At 75.5% G+C, this 13,257-nt stretch carries 10 protein-coding genes; 6 read left to right on the top strand and 4 right to left on the bottom strand.

What is annotated here, in order from left to right; genetic code table 11:
• Nucleotides 1-8: 8 nt before the first annotated feature.
• Entirely contained in the window at nt 9-1,349 is a 1,341-nt protein-coding gene (locus ABFY07_RS31320) for a hypothetical protein (RefSeq protein ID WP_346177718.1), read from the bottom strand.
• Nucleotides 1,350-1,557: 208 nt separating this feature from the next.
• Between ABFY07_RS31320 and ABFY07_RS31315 the strand changes: the two genes are divergently transcribed.
• Together ABFY07_RS31315 and ABFY07_RS31310 are read left to right on the top strand one after the other, a co-directional pair.
• Nucleotides 1,558-4,632 (top strand): helicase-associated domain-containing protein, encoded by a 3,075-nt coding sequence (locus tag ABFY07_RS31315; protein WP_428837044.1) that lies wholly within the window; start codon nt 1,558-1,560, stop codon nt 4,630-4,632.
• A gap of 207 nt (nt 4,633-4,839) precedes the next feature.
• A complete protein-coding gene (locus ABFY07_RS31310; protein WP_346177716.1) occupies nt 4,840-6,489 on the top strand; it encodes a DNA repair helicase XPB in 1,650 nt (549 codons plus the stop codon).
• A 4-nt stretch (nt 6,490-6,493) separates the two neighbouring features.
• Here ABFY07_RS31310 and ABFY07_RS31305 read toward each other — a convergent pair whose 3' ends face one another.
• Nucleotides 6,494-7,069 (bottom strand): TetR/AcrR family transcriptional regulator, encoded by a 576-nt coding sequence (locus ABFY07_RS31305; protein ID WP_346177715.1) that lies wholly within the window; start codon nt 7,067-7,069, stop codon nt 6,494-6,496.
• A 140-nt stretch (nt 7,070-7,209) separates the two neighbouring features.
• On the opposite strand from ABFY07_RS31305, the gene ABFY07_RS31300 reads away from it, so the two are divergent.
• Both ABFY07_RS31300 and ABFY07_RS31295 read left to right on the top strand, forming a co-directional pair.
• Entirely contained in the window at nt 7,210-7,707 is a 498-nt protein-coding gene (locus tag ABFY07_RS31300) for an FBP domain-containing protein (RefSeq protein ID WP_346177714.1), read from the top strand.
• A gap of 242 nt (nt 7,708-7,949) precedes the next feature.
• Nucleotides 7,950-10,037 (top strand): HelD family protein, encoded by a 2,088-nt coding sequence (locus tag ABFY07_RS31295; RefSeq protein ID WP_346177713.1) that lies wholly within the window; start codon nt 7,950-7,952, stop codon nt 10,035-10,037.
• Between the two features lie 43 nt (nt 10,038-10,080).
• Here ABFY07_RS31295 and ABFY07_RS31290 read toward each other — a convergent pair whose 3' ends face one another.
• The gene (locus ABFY07_RS31290) at nt 10,081-10,398 is read right to left on the bottom strand and encodes an ArsR/SmtB family transcription factor (protein ID WP_346177712.1); all 318 of its coding nucleotides are present in this window, start codon (nt 10,396-10,398) and stop codon (nt 10,081-10,083) included.
• 139 nt (nt 10,399-10,537) lie between these two features.
• Here ABFY07_RS31290 and ABFY07_RS31285 point away from each other — a divergent pair, with 139 nt between their 5' ends.
• Entirely contained in the window at nt 10,538-11,755 is a 1,218-nt protein-coding gene (locus tag ABFY07_RS31285) for an MFS transporter (RefSeq protein WP_346177711.1), read from the top strand.
• A gap of 34 nt (nt 11,756-11,789) precedes the next feature.
• On the opposite strand, the gene ABFY07_RS31280 is transcribed toward ABFY07_RS31285, so the two are convergent.
• Nucleotides 11,790-12,533 carry a copper homeostasis protein CutC gene (locus ABFY07_RS31280; RefSeq protein WP_346177710.1) on the bottom strand — a complete coding sequence of 248 codons (744 nt, stop codon included), beginning with the start codon at nt 12,531-12,533 and terminating at the stop codon, nt 11,790-11,792.
• A gap of 58 nt (nt 12,534-12,591) precedes the next feature.
• On the opposite strand from ABFY07_RS31280, the gene ABFY07_RS31275 reads away from it, so the two are divergent.
• Complete coding sequence (locus ABFY07_RS31275) at nt 12,592-13,257, top strand: HD domain-containing protein (protein ID WP_346177709.1); 666 nt, start codon at nt 12,592-12,594, stop codon at nt 13,255-13,257.

Raw genomic sequence — 13,257 nt, 5'->3', positions numbered from 1 at the left:
CCCTCGGGTCAGCCGCGGCGCCTCGCGCGCCATACGAGGAAGAGCGCCGACGCGATGGCCGCCGAGCGCACCACGACCGGCCAGGCCGCCCGCAGCGCGTCCTTCATGCCGTCCTGGGGGATCGGCTCGCCCCATTTGCCGGTGGCCCGGCCCCACAGCCAGGCCATGGCCACGGCCGCGACCAGGCCGGGCATGCCCAGCGCGGCCCACTTCGCCTCGGCGCGCGACAGCTTGCGCGTGCTGTAGGCGAGCACCCAGCCGAACGCCATCACGATGAGGTTGCCCAGCACGGCGCCGGCCACGAGCAGCGCGGCCGCCAGCAGGAGCAGCGGGCTGAGGGAGCCGGGCCGCTCGGCCCCCTCGGCGGCGGCCTCGGCGTCCCCGCCGCGCCGCCGCCGCAACGCGCGGCGCAGCAGCCCCGGCCGGCGCGCCTCCTTGCCGCCGCCATCGGCCGCCCCCTCCCCGGCGCCCTGGTCCGGGTCCGCGGCTTCCTTGGCGTCCTTCTCCTGGTCGGCCTCGGTCGGCATGCCGAGCAGTTCGGGGATCTCGATCCCGCCGGTGAACCCCTCCACCTGCCCGAACGGCGAGTCCCGCTGCTCGGGCTGCGCGAACGGGCCCGGCTCGACGTGCCACCAGTCGGGATTGGACTCGCGGGGGCCCAGCTCGTCCTCGCCCGCGAGGTGGGGCGGCGACGCGGCGGAGGGCGACCTCCGGGCGGGCGACGGCACGCGCGGCGGCTTGCCGTGGTCGGCCGCCGGCTGCCCGGGGGACGCCCCGGCGGGGGGCGCCCCGGTGGAGGACGACTCGCCCGGGACCCCGGGCCGCAGCCCGGGAGCCGGGGCGTCGCCGTCGCGCGGGGTGGGCACCTTGCCGGTCAGCCCGCTGCGCTCGGCGAGCCCGGACAGCTTCTCGCGCGCCGCGCGCGCCATCCCGGCCGCGCCCGTCCCGCGCGGCGGCTCCCCGGTCCCGTACGCCCCGCGCCGCGGCTCCCCGCTCGCGTACGCCCCGCGCCGCGGCTCCCCGCTCCCGTACGCCCCGCGCGGCGGCCCCCCGCTCCCGTACGTCCCGCCGGCGCTCCCCGGGCCCGCCGCGCCACCGTCCGGCGCGCCGCCCGCGGGCGGCCGGCCCCCGGCGGCGGCCACCACGTCGGCGGGTGTGCCGAGCTTGGCGAGGATCCGCTTCACACCGGCCGGGCTGTCCGTACCGGCGGACGCGCGCCGCCGGTCGATGTCGGCGCGCAACTCGGCGACCAGCCGCATCCGGTCGCCGGACGGCAGGCCCCCCTGTTGTGCCAGATCGCCGACACGGCTCAGATAGTCGTAGACGAGCTGCTCGCTCTCGATCCCCACCAAGACCCCTGAGAATGCGCACCGCTGGCGTATCAGACCGTTCCGACGGTACCGCGCCGGACCGGCGGCCCGCCGCACCTCCGGCAGTTCACCACCCCCCGGTACTGTGGATCGAATGACCAGCTAGCGGAATCGGGAGGCACACGTGCCTGCAGAGACCGGCCCACGGGACAGCGGCCGCGGAGCGCCGCGCACGCTCGCCGAAGAGCTGCGCACCCGCCCCGACGGCGCCCTCGCCACCCTTCTGCGCGCCCGCCCCGACCTGCTGTCCCCGGTCCCCAACGACCTCACCCAACTCGCCACCCGGGCGGGCACCCGCGCCTCGGTCGTCCGCGCCGTGGAACGGCTCGACCGGTTCGCGCTCCAGACCGCCGAGGCCCTGGCCGTAGCGCCGGACCCGTGCCCGTACGAGACGCTGGCCGCCCTGATGGCAGGCGACGCGCCGGAGGGCCCGGGCGGCTCGGGCGGCGGAGGTATCCCCGGCGCCCCCGGCGGCCCGGAGGGCCCGAGCGGGCCCGGCGGCCCGGAGGGCCCGGGCGGGCCCGGCGGCCCGGAAAGGCCGGATGACGCAGGCACCCCCGGTTACGCAAGCACCCCCGGTTACGCAAGCACCCCCGGCTACCCGAGCGCCCCTGGCGACCCCGACACCCCGACCGCCGCCCCCCGCGCGCAGGACGACATCGCCCCGCAGACCCGCGACCAGATCCTCGCCGAACTCCCCCGCGCCGTCGCCACCCTCCGCGACCAGGCCCTCGTCTGGGGTGGCGACGACCGGCTGCGGCTGGTCCGCACCGTCCGCGAGCTGCTGGCGCCCTCGCCCACCACCCCCTCCCCGACCGGCCTCGGCCCCACCGTCCACGAGGCGACGGCCGGGATGTCGCCCGGGCGGCTGCAGGAGATCCTGGCGGCGGCCGGGCTGCCGCCGACCCACGACCCGGTCACCGCCGTCGCCGCGCTCACCGCGCTCTTCGCGGACCGCCCCCGCATGGCGGCGCTGCTCGCGCAGGCCCCCGCCGCCGCGACGCAGGTCCTGGCCAAGCTGGCCTGGGGGCCGCCGTACGGGGAGGCGTCCGTGGCGGCGCCCAGTCCGCCCGTCGGGTGGCTGCTGGACCGGGGCCTGCTGCTGCCGTCCGGGCCGCGCAACGTGGTGCTGCCCCGCGAGGTGGCCCTGCACCTGCGCGGCGGCCGCGCGCACCGCGCGCCCGAGCCGCTGCCGCCGCCCCTCGAACCAGCGGCGCGACACGATCCACAGGCTGTGGACGCGACCGCGGCGGGCCAGGCGTTCACCGCCCTGGCCACCGTCGAGGAGTTGCTGAGCCAGTGGGAGACCGCCGGCCCGGCCGTGCTGCGCGCGGGCGGCCTGAGCGTACGGGACCTCAAGCGGGCCGCCGCGGCGCTCGACGTGCCGGAGCCGGCGGCCGCGTTCTGGGCCGAGCTGGCGTACGCGGCGGGGCTGCTCGCCTCGGACGGCGAGACGGACGAGCGCTACGCGCCCACCCCCGCCTACGACGACTGGCTGCGCCTGCCCGACGAGGAGCGCTGGGCGCGGCTCGCCTCCGCCTGGCTGACCGCGACGCGCACGGCGGGCCTGGTCGGCGGCCGCGACGCCAAGGGCCGCACGCTCGCCGCCCTCGGCCCGGAGCTGGACCGCTCCCCCGCCCCCGAGGTGCGCCACCGCGTGCTGGAACTCCTCGCCGCCCTCCCGGCCGGCGCCCCGCCCACCGTCGAATCGCTGCTGGCCCGCCTGCGCTGGGAACGCCCGCCCCACCGCGGTGCCCGCGCCGACGATCTGCGGTCGCGGCTGGCGCAGTGGACGCTGGCCGAGGCCGAGCTGCTCGGTGTCACCGGACGCGCCGCGTTGTCCACCCACGGCCGGGCCCTCCTGGGCCCGCCCCAGCCCACGGTCCCGTCCCCGGCGGGCCCCTCGGCCGGGGAGGCGGGCGGGCCCGGCAAGCGGGGCGCCGCCGCCCGAGGCGCCGAGGGCGAGCCCGCCGGCCCATCGGCCGCTCGGCCTGCCGAGCCCGCAGGCCGGGCCACCGGCCGGAAAGCCGCCCCAACCGCCGCCCATCCCGCAGACCGTGCCGCCCCCGAGCCCGCAGGCCGGGCCACCGGCCGGACGGCCGCCGAGGACGCGGACCAGGCCACCGCCCGCGCCACCGGCCCCGGCTCCAGTCCTGGCCGCGCCCCCGCCACCGGCTCCGCCCCCGCCACCGGCCCCACCCCCGCCGCCGGCGGACCGGCCGCAGGGCTGGCCGCAGGCCCGGCTGCGGGAGCGGCCGCCGCGGAGACCCGGACCGCGGCATCCGGCCGGCCCCTCTCCCCCGCCGAAGCCGCCACCGCCGCGGCCGCGGCCGCGCGGCTGCTCGCGCCGCTGCTGCCGCAGCCGCTCGACCACGTCCTGCTCCAGGCGGACCTCACCGCCGTCGCGCCCGGCCCGCTGGAGCGGCCGCTCGCGGCGATGCTCGGGGTCCTCGCCGAGGTGGAGTCCAAGGGCGGCGCCACGGTCTACCGCTTCACGCCCGCCTCCGTACGCCGCGCGCTGGACGCCGGGCAGGCGGCGTCCGACCTGCACGCCTTCCTCGCGGAGCACTCCCGCACCCCGGTGCCGCAGCCGCTCGCCTACCTGATCGACGACGTGGCCCGGAAGCACGGCCACCTCCGCGTCGGCGCCGCGTCCGCCTATGTGCGCTGCGACGACGACGCGCTGCTGGCAGAGATCCTCGCCGACCGCCGCTCGGCGGGGCTGCGGCTGCGCCGCCTCGCGCCGACCGTGCTGGCCGCGCAGGCGGCGCCGGACGCGCTGCTGGAGGGGCTGCGCGCGATGGGGTACGCGCCGGCCGCCGAGTCCGCCGAGGGCGATGTGCTGATCACCCGCGCCGAGGCCCACCGCACCCCGCCGCGCTCCGCCCCCACCCCCGTGCCCGAGGGCCCGCCGGTGCCCGACGACACGCTGCTGGGCGCGGCGGTGCGCGCCATCCGCGCCGGTGACCGCGCCGCCACGACCCCGCACAAGCCGGTGCCCACAGGCGCCACGGCGGCCGGTGGCCTGCCCCGCACCACCTCCGCCGACACCCTCGCCACCATGCAGGCCGCAGCCCTCACCGGCTCGGCCGTCTGGATCGGCTACGTCAACGCGGACGGCGCGGCCAGCCAGCGCGTCATCGCCCCGGTGCGGGTGGAGGGCGGCTTCGTGACGGCGTACGACCACACGGCCGACGAGGTGCGGACGTACCCGCTGCACCGGATCACAGGGGTCGCGGAGCTGGCGGACGACTCGGCGTGAGGGCGGGGCCGCGCGGGGCCGGGCAGGGCCGCGCGGGGCCGGGCAGGGGCCGGGCAGGGGCCGGGCAGGGCGGACGCACCGGCGCCGCTCCCGTTCACCCTCCCGGTGCGTAACACTGGATGCTTGCCCCCGCACCCAGTGACCCCGCCCCCCCGTACCCCCCACCCAACCCCCACCCAACCCCCAGACAACGAAGGGCCCCGGCGCGTGAACGGACCGCTGATCGTCCAGAGCGACAAGACACTCCTGCTCGAGGTCGACCACGAGCAGGCCGACGCCTGCCGCCGCGCCATCGCCCCGTTCGCCGAGCTGGAGCGGGCTCCCGAGCACATCCACACCTACCGGGTGACCCCGCTCGGCCTGTGGAACGCCCGCGCCGCCGGGCACGACGCCGAGCAGGTCGTCGACGCGCTGGTGCAGTACTCCCGCTACCCCGTCCCGCACGCCCTCCTCGTGGACGTCGCCGAGACGATGGCGCGCTACGGGCGGCTGCGGCTGCTCAAGCACCCCACCCACGGCCTGGTGCTGGAGACCTCCGACCGCCCGGTGCTCCAGGAGGTGCTGCACTCGAAGAAGATCCAGCCGCTGGTCGGGCAGCGCGTCGACCCGGACACGGTGGTCGTCCACCCCTCCGAGCGGGGGCAGATCAAGCAGGTGCTGCTGAAGCTGGGCTGGCCCGCCGAGGACCTGGCCGGGTATGTGGACGGCGAGGCGCACCCGATCGAGCTGGCCGAGGACGGCTGGGCGCTGCGGCCGTACCAGAAGCAGGCCGTGGAGGGGTTCTGGCACGGCGGGTCCGGGGTCGTGGTGCTCCCGTGCGGCGCCGGGAAGACGCTGGTGGGCGCGGGGGCGATGGCCACCGCCAAGTCGACCACCCTGATCCTGGTGACCAACACCGTCTCGGCCCGCCAGTGGAAGCACGAGCTGGTCAAGCGCACCTCCCTCACCGAGGACGAGATCGGGGAGTACAGCGGTACGCGCAAGGAGATCCGCCCGGTCACCATCGCCACGTACCAGGTGCTCACGACCAGGCGGAAGGGCATCTACCCGCATCTGGAGCTCTTCGACTCCCGCGACTGGGGCCTGATCGTCTACGACGAGGTGCATCTGCTGCCCGCGCCGGTCTTCAAGTTCACGGCCGACCTCCAAGCGCGCCGCCGGCTGGGGCTGACCGCGACGCTGGTGCGGGAGGACGGGCGGGAGTCCGACGTCTTCTCCCTCATCGGCCCCAAGCGTTTCGACGCGCCGTGGAAGGAGATCGAGGCGCAGGGCTACATCGCGCCCGCCGACTGCGTGGAGGTCCGGGTCAACCTGACGGAGACCGAGCGCCTGGCGTACGCGACCGCCGAGGCCGACGAGAAGTACCGCTACTGCGCCACGACCGCCTCCAAGCGCCGGGTCACCGAGGCGCTGGTGGCGCGGCACAAGGGCCAGCAGACCCTGGTGATCGGCCAGTACATCGACCAGCTGGACGAGCTGGGCGAGCACCTGGACGCGCCCGTCATCAAGGGCGAGACGACGAACGCGCAGCGCGAGAAGCTGTTCGACGCCTTCCGGCAGGGGGAGATCTCCGTCCTCGTCGTCTCCAAGGTCGCCAACTTCTCGATCGACCTGCCGGAGGCCACCGTCGCCATCCAGGTGTCGGGGACGTTCGGGTCCCGGCAGGAGGAGGCCCAGCGCCTCGGCCGGGTGCTGCGGCCGAAGGCGGACGGCCACCCGGCGGTCTTCTACTCGGTCGTCGCGCGCGACACGATCGACCAGGACTTCGCCGCCCACCGGCAGCGGTTCCTCGCCGAGCAGGGGTACGCCTACCGGATCGTGGACGCGAGCGATCTGCCGGCGGGCGAGGACGTGTGATCGCCTAGGACTTGCTGGAGGGCCAGTTCTCCAGCAGCGTGGCCAGGGCCTCGACCCCGCGGTCCCAGGATGCCTGGACCTCGCGCGGGTCGCGGAAGGCGCCGATGGCCTCCAGGCTGACATAGCCGTGGAAGGTGCTGCGCAGCAGCCGTACGGCGTCGGTCAGGTCGGGCTCCTTCAGCCCGTACGCGTGGAAGACGGCGTACGTGGCCCCGATGATGCGGGCGCCGCCCGTGGACCGGACGGCCTCCTCGGGGGCGATCTCGATGTGGGTGGCCGCGTACCGCCCGGGGTGGGCCAGGGCGAAGTCCCGGTAGGCGTTGGCGAAGGCGACCAGGGCGTCGCGCCCGGCCCGCCCGGCCACGGCGGCCGTGATGCGGTCGGCGAAGTCGCTCGCCGCCAGGAACGCGACCCGCACCCGCAGGTCCCGGATGTTCTTGACGTGCGAGTACAGGCTCGCGTCGGCCACGCCGAAGCTCCGCGCCAGCGCGGAGATCGTGACGTTCTCCAGCCCGATGGAGTCCGCCAGATCCGCGGCCGCCTCCGCCACCCGCTCAGGCGTCAGACCCGCACGGGGCATGCGCCACCTCCCTCTCCTTCGGCGCCGGGTCCTCGCGGCGCCTCCGGCAGCATCCAACCAGGCGGGAAGGCCCGGGGCCCCGAAACCTAAAGCCATTAATCGTTTGCCTAGCCGGATTAGGCGTTGTTAGCTTCCGTTGCATGAAGGCTGTGACTGAGCAGGCGATCCGCGGGTCGTTCGTGAATTGCTCCAAGGGGGAGGCCAAGCGCCTCGCCGTGCCGCGCGATCTGGACGAGCGACCCTGGGACGACCTGGACTTCCTCGGGTGGCGCGACCCGGCGGCACCGGACCGCGGCTATGTCGTGGTGGAACGCGACGGGAGGCTCGTCAGCGTGGCCCTCCGCACCCCGGGGCAGCAGCGTGGCCATCTGCACCGCGGCATGTGCTCGCTGTGTCTGACCACGCACCCCGGCAGCGGCGTGTCCCTGATGACGGCCCGCAAGGCGGGGAAGGCGGGGCGCGAGGGCAATTCGGCGGGCCTCTACATCTGCGCCGACCTGCAGTGTTCGCTGTATCTGCGGGGCAAGAAGACCCCGGATCCGGGCGGCAGCCGCATCTCCGAATCCCTCACCCTGGAGGAGCAGACGGCCCGGCTGACGACCAAGCTGTTCGACTTCCTGGACAGCCTCAAGGGGTGACGGGAACAGGGTGACGGGGCGGCGGGGCCGCGGGCCGGCGGGGCCCGCGGGGGCGAGGGCCGTGGGGGCGGGGGCGCCGGGTGCGGAGGCGGCGGAAATCCATTCGCGGGGACACGGAGCGCTGGCTACAATCGCGCGTCTTGCCGCCTCCCGCTCAGGGAGAGCCGCCGCCCGCACGGAAACCGGGCGGCTTCTCGCTCCATCCCGTACTCGCTCTGCCGTAACCCGCCGGAGGCTACGCCGTGCCCTCGCACGCCCCTGACCACCCCGACCCGCTGGAGCGGGAGCGCGCCCATCTCGCCGCTTCCCGTGCCGCCCTGCGCGCCATGCGCGCCGACGTCGAGGCGCTCGACCTCAAGGACGTCACCGCCAACTGGGTGAACGCCGAAGCGCTCCAGCACCAGGTCGACCAGCGCATCAAGGCGCTCGCCGACCTCGCCCACACCCCGCTGTTCTTCGGCCGGCTCGACTATCTGCACGCGCCGGGCGCGGAGGCGGCGGAGGGCGCGGAGGGTGAGCGGCCCGCCGCCGGAGGCGGCTCAACGGACACTTTCTATGTCGGGCGGCGGCATGTGCACGACGCGGACGGCGACCCCATGGTCATCGACTGGCGCGCGCCCGTGTCGCAAGCCTTCTACCAGGCGTCGAAGAAGGCGCCGATGGACGTCGGACTGCGCCGCCGCTTCGGCTACACCGGCGGCGAGCTGACCGCGTACGAGGACGAGCACCTCACCGACCCGGCCGAGGAGGAAGGCGCCGGCAAGCTGCTCCAGGCCGAGATCGAGCGGCCGCGCGTGGGCCCGATGCGGGACATCGTCGCCACGATCCAGCCCGAGCAGGACGAGATCGTGCGCGCCGGGATCGGCGGCACGGTCTGCGTGCAGGGGGCGCCGGGCACCGGGAAGACGGCGGTGGGCCTGCACCGGGTGGCGTATCTGCTGTACGCGCACCGGGAGCGGCTCGCCCGCTCCGGCACCCTGGTCATCGGCCCGAACCGCTCCTTCCTCCACTACATCGAGCAAGTGCTGCCCGCGCTCGGGGAGTTGCAGGTGGGCCAGGCCACGGTGGACGACCTCGTCGCGCATGTGGAGGTGCGCGGCACGGACAGCGCCGAGGCCGCGGGCATCAAGGGCGACGCGCGGATGGCGGAGGTGCTGCGCCGCGCCGTCCGCTCGCACGTCACCCTGCCGACCGAGCCGTGCGTGGTGGTGCGCGGCTCGCGCCGCTGGCGGGTGCCGGCATACGAACTGGAGCAGATGGTCCGCGAGTTGCTGGACCGCGACATCCGGTACGGCGCCGCCCGCGAGGCGCTGCCGCAGCGGATCGCCCACACCGTGCTGGTACGGATGGAACAGGCCGGCGAGGCGCCCGACGACCGGGTGCAGAACGCGGTGGCCCGCACCCCGGCCGTGAAGGCGGCCGTCAAGGCGATCTGGCCGCCCGTCGACCCGGCCAAGCTGGTGCTGCGGCTGCTGTCCGACGCCGACTTCCTGGCCGAGCAGGCGGCGGGGATCCTCGACGCGGACGAGCAGAAGACCATCCTGTGGACCAAGCCGCCGCGCGGCGTGAAGTCGGCGGCGTGGTCCCCGGCGGACGCGGTGCTCATCGACGAGGCCACCGACCTGATCGAGCGCACCCACTCGCTCGGCCATGTGGTCCTGGACGAGGCGCAGGACCTGTCCCCGATGCAGTACCGGGCGGTGGGCCGCCGCTGCACCACCGGCTCGGCGACCATCCTCGGCGACATCGCGCAGGGCACCACCCCGTGGGCGACCGCGAGCTGGGAGGAGGCCCTGGCCCACCTCGGCAAGCCGGGGGCGACGGTGGAGGAGCTGACGCAGGGCTTCCGGGTGCCGCGCGAGGTCATCGCGTACGCCTCCCGGCTGCTGCCCGCGATCGCCCCCGGCCTGTCGGAGGCCACCTCGATCCGCGAGGCGGCGGGCGACTTCTCCGTACGGGCCGTGGACCCCGGCGCGCTGGACTCCGCCGTGATCGCCGCGTGCCGCGAGGCGCTGGGCCACGAGGGCTCGATCGGCCTGATCGCGGCCGACGCGCGGATCCCCGTGCTGGCCGGCGCCCTCGACGCGGCGGGCCTGGCATACCTGGCCCCCGGCGAGGAGACCAGCGCCGAGGCCCGCCTCACGCTCGTACCGGCGACGCTCGCGAAGGGTCTGGAGTACGACTACGTGGTGCTGGACGAGCCGGCCGCCGTGGTGGACGGCGAGCCGGACGAGCGCACCGGTCTGCGCCGCCTGTATGTGGCGCTGACCCGGGCGGTGTCGGGGCTCACGGTGGTCCACGCGGCGCCGCTGCCCGAGCAGCTGGCCTGACAGGCCGTTCAAGCGCCTTACGGCAGGGACTTCAGCAGCCCCTTTACGGGAGGGACTTCAGCAGCGCGTCGAGGAGGCCGGGGAACCTGGCGTCGAGTTCGTCCCGGCGCAGCCGCACATAGCGGTTGCGCCCGGCGACCCGCGTCGTGGTGATCCCGGCCTCGCGCATCACGCGCATGTGGTGCGAGACGGTGGACTTGTGGAGATGCCCGAGACCCACGGCCTCGGGCGCGCAGCTGTGCTCCCCACCGTCGGCGTAGACGCTCAGGAGCCGCATGCGCACGGGATCGCCGAGCGCGTGCATGACCTTGACCAGCTCGATGTCCTCGGCATCGGGCTGGGGCAGCCGTTCGTCCACCACGCGCTGCTCCCTCTCGCTCGTCTCACCTTCTCCGAACAGTTTGACATCCGTCCACCCGAAAGACGCGAAACAGTTTGACACCTATCCAACGATGTCTATGGTTGGACTGTCGTCAAACAATTTCTCGGGGAGGACACCCGTGCGGCTACGCCTGCTCCTGCTCGCCCTCGGCACCTTCGCGGTGGGCACCGACTCCATGGTCATGGCCGGAATCCTCGGCCTGATCTCCCGCGACCTCGGCGTCTCGGTCCCCACCGCCGGGCAGCTGGTCACCGTCTTCGCGCTCTCGTACGGGCTGCTCGCGCCCGTCCTCGCGACCGTCACCGCCCGCTGGCCGCGCCGCCGCCTGCTGCTCACCGCGCTCGCCTTCTTCACCGCCGCCAACGCGCTCAGCGCGCTCGCCCCCACCTACCCCCTGCTGCTCGCCACCCGCGTGCTGGCGGCCGCCGGGGCCGCCCTCTACACCCCGACCGCCAACGCCGTCGCCACCTCACTCGTCCCGCCGGAGCGGCGCGGCCGGGCGCTGGCCACCGTGCTGGGCGGCATGACGGTCGCCACCGCGCTCGGCGTCCCCCTGGGCACCTGGATCGGCCGCGCGGACTGGCGGCTGACCATGTGGCTCGTCGTCGTCCTAGGCGCGGCGGCCCTCGCGGGCCAGGCCCTGCTGCTGCGCGACCTGCCCACCGGCCTGCCCACCACGGGATCCGCCACCACGCCGCCCGGCCTGCGCGAGCGGCTGGCCCCGCTGCGCGACCGGCGCGTCCTGGGGGCCGCGGCGACCACCTTCCTCTTCTTCCTCGCCTTCAACTCCGTCTACATCTACATCGCCACGGCCGTCCACCCGGCCACGGGCGGCGAGGCCGGGCGGCTGAGCCTGGTCATGCTGGTCATGGGCGTCGCCTCGGTGGCCGGCAGCTGGCTGGGCGGCCGGGCCGTGGACCACTGGGGCGTACGGAAGGTCATGCTCATCGGAAGCGCGATCCCGGCCCTCGCCTTCGTGGCCCTCCCCTGGCTCGGCCGGACCATGCCGGGCGCGCTGCTCTACGCCCTGGTGGTCCCTGTCGCCGGCTGGGCCGTCGCCGTCGCCCTCCCGCACCGGCTGGCCTCCATCGACCCGCCCAACGCGCCGCTGCTGATCTCGATCAACAGCAGCTCCCTCTACCTGGGCATGGCGGCGGGCGGCGGCGCGGGCAGCGTCTCCGTCGCGCTGCTGGGCGACCGGTGGTTCCCCCTCACGTCGGCCCTGCTGGCCCTGCTCGCCACGGCCACGGTCCTCGCCACAACCCGCACCCCGCGCGAGCCCTCGCCCCCGACACCCGCCGCCGCGCCCACAGAGGTGACCGTCCCCTCGCGGTAGCCGACGCGACCGTCGTTCCAGCTGCCGCCGGGCGTCAGCCCACCGGCACCACTTCGTCCAGCGCGGCCCGCCACTCCTCCACCGACACGATGTCCACGGGCCCGCCCCACCCCGAGGGCCGGGCCGCGCCGCCGATGTGGAAGGCGTCGATCCCCGCCGCCCGCAGCGCGGGCAGGTGGTCGAGCCGCAGCCCGCCGCCCACCATGATCCGGGGCGCGACCGCCCCGCCTGCCGCCCCGTCCGCACCCCCGCCCGCCGCCTCGGCGAGCAGGACCGGAAGCCCGTCGTCCACCCCGGCGGCCGACCCGGCGGTGAGGAACGTGTCAAGACCCGGAAGCCCCGCGAGTTGTCGGCGGAGCGAGTCGCGGTCGGCGGCGTGGTCGATGGCCCGGTGGAACGTCCACCGGCTCTCGTCCAGCCCGGGCCCCGCGCCGATGACGTCCAGAAGCGCCCCGACGGCGGCCAGGTCGGCCAGCCCGTCGGAAGCCAGGAAGCCGAACACGAACTCGTCCGCCCCCTCGGTCCGCAGCTTCTCCGCCCGCGCGCACAGCGCGTCGAGCGCGGCGGCGCCCCCGGCGGCGAAGCCGTCGGACGCGCGTAGCATCACCCGCAGCGGGATGTCCACGGCCGAGCGGATCGCGGCGAAGGTCTCACGGGAAGGGCTGAGCCCGTCGGCGGCCATATCGGTGACCAGCTCGAGCCGGTCCGCCCCGCCGGCCTGCGCCGCGACCGCATCGGCCACGTCGAGGGCGATCACCTCGAGAAGTGGTCTAGACATGCCGAACAGCTTGCCACACCCCGCCCGCCCCGAAACCCACACCCCACACAATTGGCTCATGGCCGATCCCGCTCCCCGCCACCCCGCCCACTCCACGCTCCGCACCCGCTGGGCGGTCCACCTCAACGCCGCCCGCGAGGCCGCCTGCCACCCCTCCCCGTGGCCGTACGCCGATGACCTCCTCGCCCGCTGGGCCGAACCCCATCGCCGCTACCACACCACCGACCACCTGATCGCCATCCTCGACCGGGTCGACGAACTCATCGACCACGCCGCCGATCCGGACGCCGTCCGCCTCGCCGCCTGGTTCCACGACGCCGTCTACCTCCCCGACCGCTCCACCAACGAGGAGCGCAGCGCCCGCCTCGCCGAACGCGCCCTCCCCGAAGCGGGCGTACCGGCGCCCCGCACCGCCGAAGTGGCCCGTCTGGTCCGCCTCACCCGCACCCACGACCCCGCCCCCGGCGACACCAACGGCGAAGTCCTGTGCGACGCCGACCTCTCGGTCCTCGCGGGCACCCCCGAGGAGTACGCCGCCTACGCCGCCGCCGTCCGCGAGGAGTACGCCTTCGTCCCCGACGACGCCTTCCGCGAGGGCCGCTCAGGCGCCCTCCGCGAACTCCTGGACCTGCCCCGGCTGTTCCGTACGCCGGCGGGCCACGACCGCTGGGAGGAGGCGGCGCGCCACAACATGGCCACGGAGCTGCGGCTGCTCGGGGCGTAA

The sequence above is a fragment of the Streptomyces sparsogenes subsp. cuspidosporus genome (assembly GCF_039532705.1).
GTDB classification, from domain to species: domain Bacteria; phylum Actinomycetota; class Actinomycetes; order Streptomycetales; family Streptomycetaceae; genus Streptomyces; species Streptomyces sparsogenes.
The sequence above is the reverse complement of the archived record's forward strand: the minus strand, read 5'-3'. Positions and strand labels throughout refer to the sequence as shown.

Coding starts and splice junctions, on each gene's coding strand:
- ABFY07_RS31305 (WP_346177715.1), bottom strand. CDS start 7,069: ATGCCCCGTGCGGGTCTGACGCCTGAGCGGGTGGCGGAGGCGGCCGCG.
- ABFY07_RS31300 (WP_346177714.1), top strand. CDS start 7,210: ATGAAGGCTGTGACTGAGCAGGCGATCCGCGGGTCGTTCGTGAATTGC.
- ABFY07_RS31280 (WP_346177710.1), bottom strand. CDS start 12,533: ATGTCTAGACCACTTCTCGAGGTGATCGCCCTCGACGTGGCCGATGCG.
- ABFY07_RS31275 (WP_346177709.1), top strand. CDS start 12,592: ATGGCCGATCCCGCTCCCCGCCACCCCGCCCACTCCACGCTCCGCACC.